Annotated in this window: 18 protein-coding genes; 3 read left to right on the plus strand and 15 right to left on the minus strand. The window is 39.1% G+C overall.

Annotated elements, in window-relative coordinates; genetic code table 11:
- Positions 1 to 333: 333 nt before the first annotated feature.
- Together JOC31_RS08715 and JOC31_RS08720 are read right to left on the minus strand one after the other, a co-directional pair.
- Positions 334 to 1,872 carry an ABC-F family ATP-binding cassette domain-containing protein gene (locus tag JOC31_RS08715; RefSeq protein ID WP_205017773.1) on the minus strand — a complete coding sequence of 513 codons (1,539 nt, stop codon included), beginning with the start codon at positions 1,870 to 1,872 and terminating at the stop codon, positions 334 to 336.
- 107 nt (positions 1,873 to 1,979) lie between these two features.
- Positions 1,980 to 2,498 carry an ECF transporter S component gene (locus tag JOC31_RS08720; RefSeq protein ID WP_205017774.1) on the minus strand — a complete coding sequence of 173 codons (519 nt, stop codon included), beginning with the start codon at positions 2,496 to 2,498 and terminating at the stop codon, positions 1,980 to 1,982.
- A gap of 105 nt (positions 2,499 to 2,603) precedes the next feature.
- Here JOC31_RS08720 and JOC31_RS08725 point away from each other — a divergent pair, with 105 nt between their 5' ends.
- Positions 2,604 to 3,887: an aminotransferase-like domain-containing protein gene (locus tag JOC31_RS08725; RefSeq protein ID WP_205017775.1), complete on the plus strand. Its 1,284-nt coding sequence runs from the start codon at positions 2,604 to 2,606 to the stop codon at positions 3,885 to 3,887.
- Positions 3,888 to 3,906: 19 nt separating this feature from the next.
- On the opposite strand, the gene JOC31_RS08730 is transcribed toward JOC31_RS08725, so the two are convergent.
- From JOC31_RS08730 to JOC31_RS08775, 10 genes are all read right to left on the minus strand, one after another.
- A complete protein-coding gene (locus tag JOC31_RS08730) occupies positions 3,907 to 4,245 on the minus strand; it encodes an ATP cone domain-containing protein (RefSeq protein ID WP_205017776.1) in 339 nt (112 codons plus the stop codon).
- Positions 4,246 to 4,325: 80 nt separating this feature from the next.
- Positions 4,326 to 4,736, minus strand: coding sequence for a hypothetical protein (locus JOC31_RS08735; protein ID WP_205017777.1), 411 nt, complete (start codon positions 4,734 to 4,736; stop codon positions 4,326 to 4,328).
- 182 nt (positions 4,737 to 4,918) lie between these two features.
- Entirely contained in the window at positions 4,919 to 5,875 is a 957-nt protein-coding gene (locus JOC31_RS08740) for an ABC transporter permease (RefSeq protein ID WP_205017778.1), read from the minus strand.
- A gap of 1 nt (position 5,876) precedes the next feature.
- Complete coding sequence (locus JOC31_RS08745) at positions 5,877 to 6,926, minus strand: ABC transporter permease (RefSeq protein ID WP_205017779.1); 1,050 nt, start codon at positions 6,924 to 6,926, stop codon at positions 5,877 to 5,879.
- Positions 6,919 to 8,457, minus strand: a complete 1,539-nt coding sequence (locus JOC31_RS08750) for an ABC transporter ATP-binding protein (RefSeq protein WP_205017780.1) — start codon at positions 8,455 to 8,457, stop codon at positions 6,919 to 6,921. The genes JOC31_RS08745 and JOC31_RS08750 overlap by 8 nt, the downstream gene beginning before the upstream one ends.
- A gap of 126 nt (positions 8,458 to 8,583) precedes the next feature.
- Entirely contained in the window at positions 8,584 to 9,645 is a 1,062-nt protein-coding gene (locus JOC31_RS08755; RefSeq protein ID WP_205017781.1) for a BMP family lipoprotein, read from the minus strand.
- Positions 9,646 to 9,713: 68 nt separating this feature from the next.
- Complete coding sequence (locus JOC31_RS08760) at positions 9,714 to 10,106, minus strand: cytidine deaminase (protein WP_205017782.1); 393 nt, start codon at positions 10,104 to 10,106, stop codon at positions 9,714 to 9,716.
- A complete protein-coding gene (deoC, locus tag JOC31_RS08765; protein ID WP_205017783.1) occupies positions 10,090 to 10,752 on the minus strand; it encodes a deoxyribose-phosphate aldolase in 663 nt (220 codons plus the stop codon). The genes JOC31_RS08760 and deoC overlap by 17 nt, the downstream gene beginning before the upstream one ends.
- Positions 10,753 to 10,764: 12 nt before the next feature.
- A complete protein-coding gene (locus JOC31_RS08770) occupies positions 10,765 to 12,042 on the minus strand; it encodes a pyrimidine-nucleoside phosphorylase (protein WP_205017784.1) in 1,278 nt (425 codons plus the stop codon).
- On the minus strand, positions 12,042 to 12,632 hold the full coding sequence (locus tag JOC31_RS08775; RefSeq protein ID WP_205017785.1) for a class I SAM-dependent methyltransferase: 591 nt from the start codon (positions 12,630 to 12,632) through the stop codon (positions 12,042 to 12,044). Before JOC31_RS08775 ends, JOC31_RS08770 begins: the two co-directional genes overlap by 1 nt.
- Positions 12,633 to 12,765: 133 nt before the next feature.
- Here JOC31_RS08775 and coaA point away from each other — a divergent pair, with 133 nt between their 5' ends.
- Entirely contained in the window at positions 12,766 to 13,686 is a 921-nt protein-coding gene (coaA, locus tag JOC31_RS08780) for a type I pantothenate kinase (RefSeq protein ID WP_205017786.1), read from the plus strand.
- 64 nt (positions 13,687 to 13,750) lie between these two features.
- Positions 13,751 to 14,002: a 30S ribosomal protein S20 gene (gene rpsT, locus JOC31_RS08785; protein WP_205008724.1), complete on the plus strand. Its 252-nt coding sequence runs from the start codon at positions 13,751 to 13,753 to the stop codon at positions 14,000 to 14,002.
- Positions 14,003 to 14,160: 158 nt separating this feature from the next.
- Here the strand turns inward: rpsT and JOC31_RS08790 are convergent, their stop codons facing one another.
- The 3 genes from JOC31_RS08790 to JOC31_RS08800 form a co-directional block, all read right to left on the minus strand.
- Positions 14,161 to 15,498 carry a sensor histidine kinase gene (locus tag JOC31_RS08790; protein ID WP_205017787.1) on the minus strand — a complete coding sequence of 446 codons (1,338 nt, stop codon included), beginning with the start codon at positions 15,496 to 15,498 and terminating at the stop codon, positions 14,161 to 14,163.
- Positions 15,488 to 16,162, minus strand: coding sequence for a response regulator transcription factor (locus JOC31_RS08795; protein ID WP_205017788.1), 675 nt, complete (start codon positions 16,160 to 16,162; stop codon positions 15,488 to 15,490). Before JOC31_RS08795 ends, JOC31_RS08790 begins: the two co-directional genes overlap by 11 nt.
- A 229-nt stretch (positions 16,163 to 16,391) precedes the next feature.
- Positions 16,392 to 18,926, minus strand: coding sequence for a M1 family metallopeptidase (locus JOC31_RS08800; RefSeq protein ID WP_205017789.1), 2,535 nt, complete (start codon positions 18,924 to 18,926; stop codon positions 16,392 to 16,394).
- Positions 18,927 to 19,135 lie beyond the last annotated feature (209 nt).

Here is a 19,135-nt window from a genome sequence, read left to right on the forward strand (position 1 = left end):
TTTTCATTATAAGTCATGTGGGACTTTTTGCATACCGTCAAAAAGCCCTACAATATCTGAATGAGATTTACCCACTACAGAAATTATAGAGCCAATTTTTTAAACTTAATTGATTTTTGAAAGGGATTGCTGATTAATTTTAATGTCGTCATATAAACTTCTCCATTCTTATTTTTTATTATATCACAGAAAGCGCTTTTATTACTAGTTGCTTTCAAAATGAGACTATTCTAATCATCAAAACAATTCCGATACACTTAAGTACAAAAAAGCAATAAGTACTCCTTTCCAATGAAAATTTCCTTATTGCTTATTTTAATTTAACACTAGTTATCAGACCAAATCGTTAAAGTCCCAAACTTCTGTCCAACCTTCGTAAAATTCAGGCTCGTGGCAGACCATGAGAATGGTTCCTTTGTAGGCTTGAAGCGCTCGGCGAAGTTCGTCCTTGGCATCGACATCAAGGTGATTAGTCGGCTCGTCTAGCACCAGAACGTTATTTTCACGGTTCATCAATAGGCAGAAGCGAACTTTAGACTGCTCGCCACCAGAGAGGACTTGAATTTGACTTTCGATATGCTTTGAGGTCAAGCCGCATTTGGCAAGGGCTGCACGCACTTCTGCTTGATTGAGGGCAGGAAAGGCATCCCAGACAGCTTCGAGCGGCGTTTGACGTGAGCCTTCTGCTTCTTGCTCAAAATAACCGATTTCAAGGAAATCTCCTGTCTCAACTTCTCCCTCCAATGGCTTAATCACACCAAGCAAACTCTTAAGAAGCGTTGATTTCCCGATACCATTGGCTCCAACGATAGCGATTTTTTGATTACGTTCAAGAGTCAAATTCAGTGGTGCTTTTGTTAGAGGACGGTCATAACCGATAACAAAATCCTTGGTCTGGAAGATAAAACGTCCAGGGGTGCGCGACTCTTTGAAATGGAATTCGGGTTTTGGTTTTTCAGCTTGAAGCTCAATAATATCCATTTTATCCAGCTTCTTCTGACGAGACATTGCCATATTTCGAGTGGCAACACGCGCCTTGTTTCGGTTAACAAAGTCCTGCAAGTCAGCAATTTCTTTCTGCTGACGCTCATAAGCTGCTTCCAGCTGAGCTTTTTTCATGGCATAAACGGACTGGAAATTATCGTAGTCACCAGCGTAGCGCACAAGGTCAAGATTCTCCACATGGTAAACGATATTGATTACATCGTTAAGGAAGGGAATATCGTGAGAGATGAGGACAAAGGCATTTTCATACTCTTGGAGGTAACGTTTGAGCCAAGCAATATGCTCTGCGTCCAAGTAGTTGGTCGGCTCGTCAAGGAGCAGAATGTCAGGCTTTTCAAGCAAGAGCTTAGCCAACAAAATCTTCGTCCGTTGCCCACCAGATAGCTCCGTCACGTCCGAGTCCATTCCAAAGTCCATGACACCCAAAGCACGAGCAACCTCATCAATCTTGGCATCCAAAGTGTAGAAGTCACGAGACTCCAAACGGTCTTGAAGCTCACCGACCTCTTCCATAAGAGCATCGACATCTGCTCCCGCTTCCGCCATAGACATATAAATGTCATTGATTCGAGCTTCCGTTTTAAAGAGTTCATCAAAAGCTGTACGCAAAACATCACGAACAGTCATTCCTTTTTCCAGAACCGCATGCTGATCCAAATAACCAACAGAAACATAACGTGACCACTCTACCTTACCCTCATCAGGCTGTAGACTACCTGTCACAATAGACATAAAGGTTGATTTCCCCTCACCATTCGCCCCGACAAGACCGATATGCTCCCCTTTCAAAAGACGGAAAGAGACATTCTCAAAAATAGCACGATCACCAAAACCGTGACTGAGATTTTTAACTTCTAAAATTGACATAAGTTCTTCCTTATTCTAAACAGTTTAAAAAGCCGTTGAAACGGCTTTTAATGTGATTTTATTATGGCAAAATCTAGGGACTTTGTCAATTAACTCCCCACTGTTTATTAGAGTGATGACTCCCAGAATTTTTTAAATTCTTTCAAAAAACCTGTATGATAATAAATGACATAAGCTCCAACAATTCCCAAAACAACGCCCAGTATATCAAAAGGCAACTTTAAAATAGCATAGTCAGGCGTTGCATAAACAAAGGATCTTCCAAGATAATACCCAATAATGTCAACAACTCCACCTACTAGCAAAGCTAATAAAACAAGCCCCTTATGATAACTACCTGTCTCTTTTTTAGTTCTTAAAATAAGAGAAATAAGCAGGACTTGCAAACTATGAGTAACCAAGGTTACAAACATCGGAGCAGGATAAAAGAAGAAATCGCCTAAAAAAGATCCTAAACCAGCAATTATAACTGCCTCTAACGGTGGAAAAATCAATGCTACTAGAAAAATCAAAATAGTATTGAAATAAAAATGCCCTCCCGGAACAGGAATAGAAAACACACTAGCACTCAAAATAGTAACAAGGGACATAAAAAGTGCAGAAATTGTTAACTGTTTAGTTGACATAAAAACCTCCTAAGTCAATCTCATAGAGATATCATGATAGTTTTATTGTAAGAAAATTCTGTTTATTGTACAATAGAATTATCTATCATCTGTATGGGGACACCTATGGCTATTTATCACACAATCATTTCCGACATAAAAAAACAGATTCAGGCTGGAGACTTAAAAAAAGGCGACAAACTCCCTTCTATCCGACAACTAAGTCAGTATTATCATTGTAGCAAAGATACCGTTCAAAAAGCACTCTTAGAACTAAGCTACCAAAACGATATTTACGCTATTCCCAAAAGCGGTTATTATGTTTTGGAAAATAAAGCAGAGCACATTGAGCCCGTGATAGTTAGTATCTCTGACTATAATAATATCGCTTATGATGACTTTCTACTTTGTATGAATGAGAGTTTAGTAGGGAGGGAACTCTACCTTTTTAACCAGTATGATCATCCTGAAGGATTATTAGAGCTCCGCCAATCTTTAAAAAACTACCTCGCTAACACAGGGGTTTATACCAATATTCCTAATATCATTGTCACATCTGGAACTCAACAAGCACTCTATATCTTGAGTCAGATGACCTTTCCTAACTATAAAAAGACGATTTTATTGGAGCAGCCAACCTATCATCGTATGAATACGCTGGTCAAGTCTCAAGGTTTAGCCTATCAAACAATTGACAGAGGGTTTGAAGGATTAGATTTTGGTGAACTTGAAAACTTATTTAAAGAAAGGGATATCAAATTTTTTTACACCATTTCACGCTACTCCAACCCTCTAGGTCTTAGCTATCATCTAAAGGAACAAAAGATGTTACTCGATTTAGCTGAGAAATACGATGTGTACATCATTGAGGATGACTATATGGGAGACTTTACTAAAGGAAAAGAGGCACCACTCCATTACTATGATACCCATGAACGTATTATCTATTTAAAATCTTTCTCGACAACACTGTTTTCAGCACTCCGGCTCGGTATGATTGTCCTACCTAATAAACTTAAATCGGAATTCCTCGCCTATAAAAAACTACTCGACTACGACACTAACCTCATCATCCAAAAGGCCATGTCTCTCTATCTGGATAACGGGATGTTCGATAAAAATCTCCGCTACCTTAAAAAAGTTTTCCAAAAAAATCAAGCCATTTACCAAGATGTCATTGATGCAATACCCTCAACAATCCCTTATCAATTAACACCTAAGCAAGTCATTCTTCAGCTACCCAAAAACAGCCTCATCCAGAGACGCTTTTACCTCAAGTCAATCCCCTCTCCATCAGAATCTTACATTAATTCTGGAGAGGTGACATACATCAAGCTAGATATTGATGAACAGCTCCCTAAACATCTTAATCAACTCTTGGATAATCGAGCCAACAAAAAATCGGACTAACAAAGCAGTCCGATTTTTATTATTTTACTTGTTCAAAACGTAGGTGAACCACAATATGGTCAGCATAACCGTTACGCTCCAAATCACGTTGAAGACGATAAGAAATATAATGCTCTGCAATCGTAATATAACCTGCATCCATTAAACGGTTTTCAACACATGATTGGACCATACTGATAGTTGGGCGTTCAACTTTGGCTTCTTCCAAATCAATAACAACTTTTTTAGTAACATTAGCCAAATTTTCTCGCCACGTGTCATCAATGACATAAACAGTCTGAGCTGCTTTTAAAATCGCTTGATAGATTTTGTCTGGATCAAATTCCACAACTTGACCACTTCGTTTAATAACTTGCATGATATCGCCTCTTTTCATGTATTTTCATCTTATTTCCATTATGCAAATGTTTTCATAATTTGTCAAGTAAAAATGATTATCTAGGCTAATTGAAAAAAACGACGAACTTTCTGATATTGCTGATAGGTCAATTTTACCTCAATCTGACGATCATCGCCATGGTTAAGGTTCTTAAAATCTATCATAACTTTACGAGAGTGGGTATCATTTTGCTTTTCCCACCAATCGCCAATAATAGCACCTGTCAGAACATCTTTATCCATCATAGCAGCAGCAAAAGCGCCTCCGATAGCTCCCTCTGAAATTTTGCCTCTCTCTTCTGCAGCTAAATAAAGATGAATATCTTGAAGGCGAAAATGTTGTTCAGGACTTTCATAGAACTGCACAATCCCTTTACGATCACGACTAAAAGTGATTCTACTACGTTCTTTGTCTGCTAAAACAAGAGTCAATTTTCGAGGTGGAAATAATAAATCTAATAGTTTCGGCATAGCTTACCTTATTCCCTTTCTAGTTCCTATATCATACCATACAATCTAGGGTATCGTATCATCAAAAGACTTAACCCTATTATTAAAACCCTCCATGCCTGTAGACGTGAAGGGTTCAATTTGTTTTCTAAATATAACTCATCATAAATAATGTCAATCGCTCTACGATGAAAGTCTAAACATTATTTAGATTTGATGTAGTTGACACCATCTGCTTTCGGTGCAACTGCTTTTCCAAAGAAGGCAGCTAACACGATGATTGTCAAAATATAAGGTGCTACTTGTAGGTAAACTGATGGAATACTTGATAAACCAGGGATTTGACTACCGATAATAGCAAGTGATTGTGAAAGTCCAAAGAACAAGCTTGAAAGCATAGCTCCAATAGGACTCCAACGACCAAAAATCATCGCTGCCAAGGCAATGAAACCTGGTCCAGCAATAGTCGTTACTGCGAAGTTTGTTGAGATAGACTGCGCATAAACAGCACCACCAATCCCCCCAAGAAATCCTGAAATCATAACGCCGTAGTAACGCATACGATAAACGTTAATACCAAGAGTATCGGCCGCCTGTGGGTGTTCCCCTACAGAACGCAAACGAAGACCAAAGCGTGTTTTAAAAATAATATACCATGATAAGACAGATACCAAAATAGCAACATAGGCTACCAAAGAAGTATTTTCAAAGAATATTTCCCCTAAAAATGGAATATCTTTTAAAATTGGGAATGAGTATCGACCAAATGATGCTTGAATAGTAGAGGTTTGACCAGCACCATAGATAACGCGTGTCAAAAAGACAGCTAGGGATGGTGCAATCAGATTTAGAACCGTACCAGATACCACATGATCTGCACGGAAATTTACAGTTGCTACAGCATGTATCAAGGAATAAAGAATCCCTACAAGACCTGCTACAAGTGCTGCTACCCAAGGAGTTGCTTTTCCTAATGAGTCAGCAAAAAAGTTATTAAATACAACACCTGAGAAAGCACCGATGACCATAATCCCTTCAAGACCTACGTTAACGACACCACCACGCTCTGAAAACGTTCCACCAATACTAGTGAAAATCAAAGGTGCCGAGTAAATGAGCATAGAAGAAACTAATAGGGTTAAAATAGTTGTAAAACTCATCTTAGTTTTTACCTCCTTTTACTGCTTTTTTTCGTGGCTTCAAGTAATGTCTGATGATGTAGTTAGAACCAACAAAGAAGATAATCAAAGCTGATACGACATCAATGATTTCCGACGGAACACCAATCATACCTGTTTTACCGATTGATAAGACACCATACAATAATGCTGCAAACGGAATTCCGATTGGAGAGTTTGAAGCAAGCAAGGCTACTGCCATTCCATCAAAACCAATACTTAGAGAGCTTCCTTGAACATAGGCATTTTCGAAAGTACCCAAACCTTCAACAGTCCCACCAAGTCCTGCTAAAGCACCTGAGATAATCATTGACATCACGATAACACGTTTTGATGACATCCCTGCATACTCCGCTGCGTGTGGGTTTAGACCAACTGCTGTAATCTCATAACCAGTTGTTGTTTTCTTCATCATGAACCAAATCACTGCAACAGCAATCAAGGCAAGGAAGAAACCAATATTAAAGCGTGAACCATCAAACAAACCAAGCTGGTATGACGCTGCATCGACAACTTTATTAGTCGCATCAGATGAACGCATGAACGAATCTGGGAAGACATCACGGATAACTGAATTGGCAGAGTATAGGATAATGTAATTCATCATGATTGTTACAATGACTTCACTCGTCCCCAGATAGGCACGAAGTAAACCAGGGATAGCTCCCACGATACCACCTGCAATTAAACCTACTGCAACCGTACAGATAATTGATACTGCGCGTGGTAAATCTGGGAAGGCAAGGGCAAACCCTACAGATGCTGTCCAACCTGCCAAAGCCTGACCTGGTAAACCTACGTTAAAGAATCCAGCTTTAGATGCAACTGAGAAGCCTAAGGCAATCAAAACAAGTGGACCCATTGCTCGTAAAATCTCACCGATGTTTTTTAGAGAGCCAAAAGCTGTGCTAAAAAGATCTACATAAGCCCAATAAGGATCATATCCTGATGCTAGCATCAAAACTGCTCCAAGTAGCATACCGAGAAGGACAGCAATAAGTGGCACTGCCCAGTTCTGTGTTTTCTTAGACATTTGTACCCTCCTTATTCAATTGTCCACCTGCCATAAGTATACCAAGTTCTTGTTTATTCGTTTGCTCAGGATCAAGAATACCTTGAATAGTACCATCATACATAACAGCAATACGATCTGACATATCTAAAATTTCATCCAATTCAAAGCTTACGACAATAACTGCTTTTCCTTTATCTCGCTCACCGATAATACGTTTACGTATATACTCTATAGCTCCAACATCTAGACCACGTGTCGGTTGGCTAACCACTAAGAGTTCTGGATCGCGATCAATTTCTCGAGCGATAACCGCTTTCTGCTGATTACCACCTGAAAGATCACCACCTGCAATCAATTCGCTAGCGCCACGAACATCAAACTCTTCCATCAATTGACGTGCTTTTTCGTTGATGTAGCCGTAATTCAAAATACCGTTCTTAGAATTTGGTTCCTTGTAGTAGGTTTGAAGTGCTATATTTTCAGCAACAGTCATTTCTAAAATCATACCATCACGATGACGGTCTTCTGGGATATGACCAACACTCAGCTCTGTAATCTGGCGTGTTGACATGTGACCGATAGACTGACCTTGGATTTTAATATCTCCAGACTTGATCTTACGCAGACCAGTAATCGCTTCAATTAGTTCAGTCTGACCATTACCATCGATACCAGCAATACCTACGATTTCACCTGCGCGAACGTCAAGTGAAAGATTTTTGACTGCTGGAACACCGCGGTTTTCATTAACTACTACATCTTTAATTGATAAGACGACTTCCTTTGGATTTGAAACAATCTTATCTGTCTTGAAGGAAACAGAACGACCAACCATCATTTCAGCTAAATCAGCGTTGGTTGAGCCTTCAATCGTAACCGTCTCAATTGATTTTCCTCGGCGGATAACTGTTACACGGTCTGAAACTGCTCGAATTTCATCCAACTTGTGGGTGATCAAAATAATTGATTTGCCTTCTTTAACCAAAGATTTCATAATTTTAAGAAGCTCTTCAATTTCAGAAGGTGTCAAGACTGCAGTGGGTTCATCAAAAATCAAAATATCAGCACCGCGATAAAGTGTTTTCAAAATTTCAACACGCTGTTGTGCTCCAACAGATATGTCCGAGATCTTAGCACTTGGATCTACTGCTAAACCGTACTTTTCAGATAAGGCTTTGATATCTTGACTTGCTTTTTTAAGATCGAGTACGCCTCCTGCTTTTGTTACCTCAGAACCTAAAATAATGTTCTCTGCAACAGTAAAAGCTTCCACTAGCATAAAGTGTTGGTGTACCATACCAATACCAAGTTTTGTCGCTTTAGACGGGGAATCAATTGAGACAACCTCGCCATTCACCAAAATCTCGCCACTAGTTGGTTCCAAAAGACCTGCTAGCATATTCATCAGGGTTGATTTTCCTGCACCATTCTCACCAAGAAGGGCATGAATCTCACCAGGTCTGACATCCAGATTAATCTGGTCATTTGCTACGAATTCACCAAATTTTTTGGTGATATTACGCATTTCAATGACATTTTCCTTTGTCATACTAATTCCTTTCAAGAATAATTTTTATGTCAGTAAAGAGAACCAACTAATGATTCTCTTTACTGAGACAAAAATGTCTCAGTCTTGAAAAAAACGACCACTTAGGGCCGCTTTCGTTAATAAGGCTTATTTTGAAACGCCGTCATTAACAGTAAGTTTACCATCGATAATATCTTGTTTAGCTTTTTCAATAGCAGCTTTTGTATCATCTGAAAGACCTTTTGTGACAATGTCAACACCTTTATCTTTTAGACCATAAGTTTTTGTTTCACCACCGTTGAAATCTTCACCTTTAAGTTGAGCGTTAGAAATATCTTTAACAACAGTACCAACTTCTTTGATTGTTGACGTCAACACAAAGTTAGAATCTTTGTTGTCTGATGATTTGTAGTCGCCTTCAGCAGATTGGTCGCGGTCAACACCGATAACCCAAACTTTTTTGTCAGAATTAGCTGGAAGTTTTTCGTTGATTTCTTTAGCTTGTGAGAAGACACCTGTACCAGTACCACCTGCAGCATGGTAAACAACGTCTGCACCTGATGAATACATTGTTGCAGCAATAGTCTTACCTTTAGCTGAATCTGAGAAGCTTTCTGCGTATTGTACTTGAACTTCGATTGAGCTATCTACAGAAGCAACACCTTCTTTGAAACCTGTTTCAAAACGTTTGATTGTGTCTGAAGTCACACCACCAACAAAACCAACTTTTTTAGTTTTTGTTTCTTTGGCAGCAGCAATACCAGCTAGGTAAGCACCTTCATTATCAGCAAAAAGAACACTTTCTACATTCTTTTGGTCACTGATAACATCATCAACGATAACGTAGTTTACTTTTTCATTTGATTTAGCTGACTCAGCTACTGCATCATGAAGTGAGAAACCAATACCAAAAATCAAGTTGTAACCTTTAGAAATTGCTGAGTCAAGGTTAGTTGCGTAATCTGATTCAGAGTCTGATTGGAAGTATGTGTATTCAGAGTCTTTTGAGAATTTGTTCTCTTTACCCCAAGCCTGAAGACCTTCCCAAGCAGATTGGTTGAATGATTTATCATCAACACCACCAGTATCAGTAACGATAGCTGCTTTAACTTTTGAATCTGAACTAGATGTCGAGTTAGAACGACTGCATGCTCCAAGTGTCAATGCTGCCGTCGCAACAAGACCCAAACCAATAAGTTTCTTGTTCATCTAAATGAACCTCCCCTAAAAAAACTTTCTGCAACTCATAAGTTGCGACTTTACCAATAGTTACAGATTTAGACTAAATCTGTAAATGAATATGGAAGTAACTCCCCGACCGTCATCTCGACCGTCTTACCACTTTTAGCAATCAATGTTACCTTACAATCTTGATCAAAAAACTCCGTCATCACTTGGCGACAAGCACCACAAGGTGAGATTGGCTGAGCTGTTTCACCATAAATAGCAATTTCTTTAAACTGCCTATGTCCTTCCGAAACAGCCTTAAAAATCGCTGTCCGTTCAGCACAATTTGTTAGTCCAAAACTAGCATTTTCCACATTGCAACCCTTAAAGATAGTATCATCATTAGTCCTTACCGCAGCTCCTACTGGAAACTTTGAGTAAGGAACATAAGCATGTTGGCTAGCTTGTTTGGCTACTTGTATCAAATCAGTAGTCTGAGTCATTAGTTTGCCCTTTCACGATAGCAACTCCGGCAGATGTTCCAATTCGAGTTGCTCCTGCTTCGATGAAAGAAACCGCATCTTCAAACGAACGTGCTCCACCGGCAGCTTTGACACCCATATCAGGCCCGACTGTCTGACGCATGAGTTTTAAATCTGAAATATTAGCACCAGCTGTCGAAAAGCCTGTTGATGTTTTCACGAAGTCCGCACCAGCTGCCTTGGCAAGCTGACAAGCTAGAACCTTCTCGTCATCAGTAAGAAGGCAGGTTTCGATAATAACCTTAACTAATTTAGTACCACTTGCTTGTACCACTGCTTCAATGTCCTCTTTAACCAAATCAGTTAAGCCAGACTTCAAGGCACCGATGTTGATGACCATGTCGATCTCATCTGCACCATTTTCGATAGCATTCTTTGTTTCGAAAGCTTTTACTTCAGGAGTTGTTGCTCCCAAAGGGAAGCCGATAACAGTACAAACTTTTACTGAAGAATCCTGTAATTTATCTGAAGCATAAGCAACCCAAGTTGGATTTAAACAAACACTAGCAAATTGATGCTCTTTTGCTTCTTCGATCAAAGCTGCAATTTGTTCTTGTGTACTCTCAGGTTTTAAGAGTGTGTGATCAATATATTGATTTAAATTCATAGTAGCCTCTTACTAAGAAATAATTTTTATGATTTCTTTAGGTTTTATTTGCACTCCACCTATTTTAACATTTTTTTGGAATTCTGTAAGCCTATTTTGGCTAATTTTTTCGTTTGAGTAGATTTGAGCAATTAAATCACCTGTTTTCACAGCATCTCCGACCTTTTTATCGAACACTATTCCTGATTCGTAATCCAAAGGGTCGGTTTTTACAGCTCGACCCGCACCTAATTTCATGGCAAAGAGTCCAAATTCAAGGGCAGGTAATTCTGTAATGTAACCATCTGTCTGAGCGTAAACAGGAGTTATATACGGTGAGCTTGACGGACGGTAGAGATCTTTGAGATCACCACCTTGAGCAAGGACCATGGCCTCAAATTTTTCCAAAGCTTTGCCATTTACCAAATGATCCTCAACGTCATCAAGCGACTTGTCAACACCAGCTAATCTAAGCATAATCTGGGCAAGTTCGCAGATGAAGTTTGTCGTGTCCACTCGTCCTTTTCCTTGCATAATTTCTAGGGCTTCTAATACCTCTAAACGGTTCCCAATCGCACGACCTACTGGTTGACTCATATCTGTAATCACTGCTACCGTCTGACGACCAACCTCTTTCCCTAAGTCAACCATCGTTTGAGAGAGCGTCTCTGCCTCTTCTAGAGTCTTCATAAAAGCCCCGTCACCAACAGTTACATCTAATAAAATACTATCTGCACCAGCAGCGATTTTTTTACTCATCACAGAGCTAGCAATCAAAGGAATAATATCAACAGTAGCTGTCACATCACGTAAGGCATACAAGAGCTTATCTGCTTTTACCAGGTTATTCGATTGGCCAATCACGGATACTCCAATATCTTGAACTTGCTTGATAAACTCTTCTTGGCTTCGTTCGATTTGATAACCCTTGATTGATTCTAGTTTATCGATAGTCCCTCCGGTATGGCCCAATCCACGTCCACTCATCTTGGCCACAGGAACGCCAAAACTGGCTACTAAAGGTGCTAAGATGAGAGTCACTTTGTCACCCACTCCACCTGTCGAATGCTTGTCAGTCTTGATGCCATCGATTGCTGACAAATCAATCTGCTGCCCTGAGGCAACCATCGACATCGTCAGATCACGTGTTTCACGGACACTCATGCCTTTAAAGTAAATGGCCATTGCTAAAGCTGACATTTGATAATCTGGTACACTTCCGTCTGTATAGCCAGAAATTAGCCATTGAATCTCTTCGGTACTCAACTCTAAACCATCTCGTTTTTTTTGAATTAGATCAACTGCACGCATCATTCTCTCCTACTTCTAAGGATATAATACCCTTTATCTTTCTTTACAATATCAACATTTCCAAAAACAGCTTCCATTTTTGCCTTAGCACTAGGTGCTCCTTGTTTTTTTTGGATAACAATCGTCAGATCGCCCTGATCCTCTAGATAATCAAAAGCTTCTTCGATAATAGCATGGACAACCTGTTTCCCCGCCCTTATAGGAGGATTACTAATAATGTGCTGAAAACGTCCTTGAACGTTTTCGTAAATGTTAGATTGGAAAATCTGTGCAGAAACACCGTTGCGTTCTGCATTTTGCTTAGCCAAATCAACGGCTCGGTTATTAATATCAACCATCGTTACAGAGACTTTTTGTACCTTAGCCAGGGATATTCCTAACGGACCATAGCCGCATCCCAAATCAAGAACCGAATCCCCTTGAGAAAAATCCAAACTGCTGAGCAATACCTGACTACCAAAATCAATCATTTTTTTTGAGAAAACACCAGCATCTGTCAAAAAACGAAACGGCTCACCTAATAAGGTTACCGAGAGGTCGTGAATATCGTGAGCACTATCTGGATTTTCAGCATAATACATTTTTGCCATTCTTTTTCCTACACGTTCTAAATATAATTTACTACTCTTATTTTATCACATCTTCACTAAAAATTCTATTTCCTTGAAACTGTTTTCAAAGCTCAGGGAAAATGTTATAATTACCTTCACATAGGAGGACGCGATGCTGAACGAATTTATTAATTTTCAAAAAATATCTCGTAAAACCTGGCAAAGATTACACCAAGAAACAACTCCCCTCTTGACCCCACAAGAGCTAGAATCCGTCAAAAGCCTTAACGATAACATTAGTCTGCAGGATGTCAACGATATCTATCTTCCTCTGATTAACCTCATTAGGATTTATAAAAAATCGATTGAGGATTTGGCTTTTTCAAAAAGTATCTTTCTTCAAAGAAGTGATGTTAAAAGACCGTTCATCATTGGTATCTCGGGATCTGTCGCTGTAGGAAAATCAACAACCAGTCGCCTTCTCCAACTGCTTTTAAAACGGATTTTCCCAGATACATACGTTGAGTTAGTGACAACTGACGGCTTTTTATTTCCTAATGAGGTTCTAAAAGAGCGAGGAATTCTCAATCGTAAAGGATTTCCTGAAAGCTATAATATGCCCTTGCTGCTCAACTTTTTAGATACAATTAAAAACGGAGATGTCGCTAAAGCTCCTAGCTATTCCCACGAAATCTACGATATTGTTCCTGATCATTTTCAGAAAATATCTCAGCCTGACTTCCTCATCGTTGAAGGAATCAATGTTTTTCAAACATCGCAAAACGAGCGCCTTTACGTTAACGATTATTTTGATTTTTCTATCTATATAGACGCTGATGTCAATCACATCGAAAACTGGTATTTTGAGCGATTTGAGGCACTTTTAGACCTCGCCCAATATGATACGTCAAATTATTATCATCGATTTACAGAAATCCCACGTGCTGAAGCCCTTGCTATTGGCAAGAATACTTGGCAATCGATTAATCTCATTAATTTAGAGGACTATATCGAACCAACACGGAATCGCGCTGACGTCATTCTTCATAAAGCACATGACCATAAAATCGACTATCTTTTCCTTAAAAAATAAGGTTTTTCAACGAAAGACTTGCCAAAAGAACAAAAATTCTATATAATGATATAGTTAGATTAATATGGAGGTGAAAACATTGGCAAATATTAAATCAGCTATCAAACGTGCTGAACTTAACGTTAAACAAAACGAAAAGAACTCAGCTCAAAAATCAGCTATGCGTACTGCTATCAAAGCATTTGAAGCTAACCCAACTGAAGAGCTTTACCGCGCTGCTTCTGCAGTTATCGATAAAGCTGAAACAAAAGGTTTGATTCACAAAAACAAAGCAAGCCGCGATAAATCTCGTCTTGCAGCTAAATTAGCTAAATAATTAAAGCCTCTTCGGAGGTTTTTTTTGTTTGAATCATCCGTTGCGACTGCTACTAAACCATCCTCATTTCACAAGATATATAAAAAACACACCTGATTCTAGTTTCTTAGAATAGGTGTGTTTTGTTGTCTGATAACAATTGTCACTATAACGTTTCCTTAAAGCTTTACTTCAAAAAGACTTCCTTTGGGGTGATTATCCTTAACCACTATCTGCCCTTTGAGTGCATCCACAATCTGTTTTGCAAGTGATAAGCCTAAACCAAATCCTCCTTTTTGCCTTGTCCTAGCCTTATCAACTCGATAAAAACGATCAAAGATTTTTTGCTTATTGGCATCAGAGATACCAGGACCATCATCTGCGACCTTAATGCATAGATTTTTTTCAGTCGTTTCCACCTCGATAGTGATACTGCCTCCAGAATCGGTGTATTTAACGGCATTATCGAACAAAATAGTCAGAAGCTGCTTGAGAAGCGTTTTATCTGATTTAAATGGACGACTAACATGATTGACACAAGTCAACGTTTTATCCGTCTCTTCAGCGATCATCTCATAGTTACTGAAGATATCTTCAAAGAAACTAGGTTGTAAAATTTCGATCTCTGGAGTAATGCCATCGTCACGACGTGCTAGATTCAATAAGTTTGTGGTTAGAATTCTCATGTTTCTGACCTCATCAAGACTCGCTGCAATACTTTCACTGTTGTCCAAAATAGTCTCTTGAGGCTTTCTAAACAACGATTCCAAACGATTTTGAAGTACCGCCAACGGCGTCCTGAGTTCATGGCTGGCATTTTCCACAAAAGCCTTCTGCTTCTCATAGCTAGCTACAATCGGCCTACGACTCCATTTGGCAAGATAGACACTCGCAAATACTGAAATAATCCAAAAGGTCAACATCACCACAACGATAATCTTGATGTAGCGGTCGTTGGTTGATTCTACTTGAGTTGTATTAACAACGATGGTCACATAAGCTGCATCTTTATAGAAATCATTATCGACTGCCACTGTTATCGCATGGTAACTATCTTCAAGTCCATAGTCATTTCCTACCCCTTTGATAGCGTAAACCTGACCAAGATTCTTTTTATTTAGCTTAATGTTTGATGCCGTCGAAAAGACATCGAAAAGATTAGCATTTAATAGATTGCCCTTCTTATCATAAATCAAAAAACTGGTATTAGCAGTTGTAGAGGGCTTAAAGAGGTCACGGTAGGTTTTCGCCTCCGAAGAAGAGCTAGGACTTGTCGTATCTGTAGAGGAGCTACTACTTTGACCCTCGTAACTCCTAAGCAATGACATCGTCACGTAATCATTGGCATTTTGACTGTTTGCTTCCAATGAAGTGTCTACGGATGTGTACAAGCCGTAACGAAGAACATTTAAGATAATGACTGTCATAATGACAAAAATACCTGTAAATACCGCTAAAAAATGAACAAAAGTAGAGAAGTTTTCTGATTTTGTCTTTTTAAATAGTCTAGTTAGCATCTTTTAAAATATACCCCACACTACGTAAGGTTTGAAGGTTCTCCGAGAATTTTGTCCCTTTTAATTTCTTACGAATCTTAGACACATAGACCTCAACAACTGAAAGTGTCGTATCACTATCAAATCCCCACAAGCGGTCAAAAATCTGAGTTTTAGGTAAAATGACATTTTGATTTTGTAGGAAATAAACCAGTAAATCAAATTCTTTTCCGAGTAATTCGACTTCTTGCCCATTAACAGTTGTGACATTAGTTGATGTGTTCACAACGATGTCCCCATAAGTTAGATTGTTGTCGCTTAATTTACCAGAACGTTTCAATAAAGCTTGAATACGCATTTTCAACTCTTCCAAATAAAAAGGTTTCGTTAAATAATCGTCAGCACCTAACTCAAAACCATGTCCTTTATCATCCAGACTTTCTTTGGCTGTCATGATCAAAACTGGTGTGGTGACCCCTTTGTCTCTTAGTTCTTTTAAAACCTGGAAACCATTTTTCTCAGGTAGCATCAAATCCAATAAAATGAGGTCATAAACACCACTTTCAGCCTCATAGAGTCCTTCCTCGCCATCAAAAACCTGCATAACATCTGCAAAGTCATCTAAAAAGTCAAACACCGAATTCGAAAGACTTAAATCATCTTCTACTAATAACAGTTTAATCATATTATCTCCTTTTGTCTCATTATACCATTTTTGCCATTTATTTTGATAACCAGACTTCCCAAATTAGGAATATGGCTACTTTAGGTGACAGCTCTATCCGAAATACGAAGAACGCCTGTGCATTCTTATCTCAACTGGTATTATCTTAACCTATTTAACTTAAGGAAACCTAAACAAAACAAAAAAGAAACCTAAACTTTCATTTAGATTTCCTTTTGATACGATGTCATTAGGATTTTAAAGCTTGTTCAACAGCTTCTTTTTCAGTTGATAACAGTTGAATACGAGCGGCAATCTCTTTCAAGCCCATTGTGATGTTACGGCTAATCGCTAAATCATCCAATTGTGGCTCAAAGAAATTCTTGAACTCTTCTAAGCGTTCTGGTGTTTTAAAGGTTGCTGCTGGGTAGATGACAAAGCTGTCAAATGACATATCACCACCGAGAGCCGCCTTAATCCAAGCCCAGTTCTCACGTGCCCAAGTCCAAACCGTCTCTTGAGAAGCTGGTTTCATCAAGAAGATAGCGTACCACGTTGCTAAATCTTGTGGTTTAATCACATCTTTGTTTTTAAATTGTTCTACTACTAAAGCGATTGTTTCAACATTTTTGGTATATGACAAGGCTCTTGCTAGCTGGCGACGGAAATTACTATCGTTTGTCTTGACGTAAGCATCAAGGTAAGACTGTGCAAGTGCTACCGTATCATCCTGCTTCATTTGGTTAATCAGAACCACTTGTCGGATGGCGGCTGGAATCGTTTCGATACTTGTTTGGTAGTCTTGATAAATAGCTGATGCAGCTTTGGCAGCCGTTTCGTCTGAAGCAGCAATCATGTGAGAAAGTACAATTTGACGAACCATCTCATCTTCATCTGCTTCACCCTCATTGGCTTGGAATCCAAGACGGTCAAAATTCTCTTGGAAAATATCAACAACCAACTTATCGTAAGCTCTTTCAGTATCTGAACCTTCGTCAACAAAGCGTTCCAATCCAGCAAGAACTTGATTGATAGCTGAGGCAACTAGATAAGAATCCTCATGCTTCAACTCTTTCAAGATAGCGACAAGACCAGCATAAGAGATACGACCTGACTCTGCCAATAAACGACGTTCTTGAATAACCTGCAATTTAGATGTTGTATCCAATACTGTCAATTGTGACATTAATGCAGTCAAGAGTTCACCCTCATAGTTAGTGATGTAGTGAGCTGTGTTCTCAGTGTTAAAGCGCAGAGCTCCTTCATTTTGAGCAGCTAATTGGCTAAAGTTAGGTACGACTAATTCACGCTCTGACATGGTCTCTGGTAGGCCGACCCAATTCGTATTAAGAGGAATCTCCCAAAGACGATCTTTATCTTCGTGTTCACCAATAAAGAATTGGCTCTGTGTCAAAATCAAACTGTCATTTTCTACCTTAGCAGTCAAAACGGGGTAACCTGGTTGTTCCAACCAAGCATCCATAAAGCTAGCAACATCTTTACCAGAACTTTCAGAAAGAGCATTCCACAAGTCGCGACCGACTGTATTGCCATACTGATGACGTTCGAAATAGATTTTAAGACCAGCTGCAAAGCTCTCATCACCCAACCAACGGCGAAGCATGTGCATGAGACGGCTTCCTTTGGCGTAAACAATAGCGCCATCAAAGAGCGTGTTAATCTCATCTGGGTGATTGACTGCAACGTGGACAGACTGAACACCGTCAGTTGCATCACGTTTAAGCGCTGCAGGAACACCTGTCGTTTGGAAATCTTCAAAGATATTCCAACTTGGTTCAATAGCATTGATAGATACATATTCCATCATGTTAGCAAAGCTTTCATTCAACCAAAGGTCATCCCACCACTTCATTGTGACAAGGTTACCAAACCATTGGTGAGCAAGTTCGTGAGCAACGACAAGAGCAACTTGTTGACGACTCGTAACCGTAGAGTTTTCATCAACCAAGAGATACACTTCACGGTAAGTCACAAGTCCCCAGTTTTCCATCGCACCTGCTGAAAAATCAGGTAGGGCAACATGGTAAGACAATGGAATTGGATATTTCACTCCAAAATACTCTTCGTAGAAATCAATGACACGAACAGCAATATCAAGAGCAAAATCTAGCGACGATGCAGGATGTGCCTTAGTCGCAAAAATACCAACCTCAGTACCGTTCAGTGTTTTTGCTGTTTTTCCTTGAAGGTCACCTAAGGCAAATGCCAATAGGTATGATGACATACGAGGTGTCGTCTCAAAAGTCCAGATCCCAGTCTCTTGACGACGTTCCACATTGCACTCAGGCATATTTGATAAAGCCACTTCGCCTTCTTCTTGGTCAAATTTTACAGAAAAATCAAAAGTTGCTTTTGCTTCTGGCTCATCGACACATGGAAAGGCTTCGCGTGCAAAATGACTTTCAAACTGTGTTGAAATCACTTCTTTTTTGACACCATCTACTGTGTAATATGATGGGTAGATACCAGTCATATTATCTGTAATCTTACCTGAAAATTCAATGACTAGAGTCATACTTCCTGTTTCTGGAAGATTAATGCGAACCGCCTCATTAGCATGATCAAGTTGAAAGTCCAAGGCTTGATTATCTAATAAGATAGACTGGATGACCAAATCTTTTTGGTGAAGAGAAATTTCATTATCTAAAGCTTCTCCAGAAATGGCGACATTACCTGAAAAGAGTTTCTCTGAACGGCTAATATCTAAGAAAATATTATAATTTTCAGGGATAAACTTTTCAACTAAACGTTCTACTTTACTCATAATTCTCCTTTTTAATGACATATATGTCCAAAGCATAAAATAGAGTCTGTAAAGACAATTACAGACTCCATTATATCATAAATTTTATTATAATTCGATGATTTTTCCAGTATTCCACGACAAACGCATGAGATACTCCATTTCATTTTCTGAACGACAGAACCTTTTTTGACCTAAAGTAGTCGGCTTAGATATTTGTCAAAGGATAA

This window comes from Streptococcus saliviloxodontae (assembly GCF_016908655.1).
Classification (GTDB): Bacteria; Bacillota; Bacilli; order Lactobacillales; family Streptococcaceae; genus Streptococcus; species Streptococcus saliviloxodontae.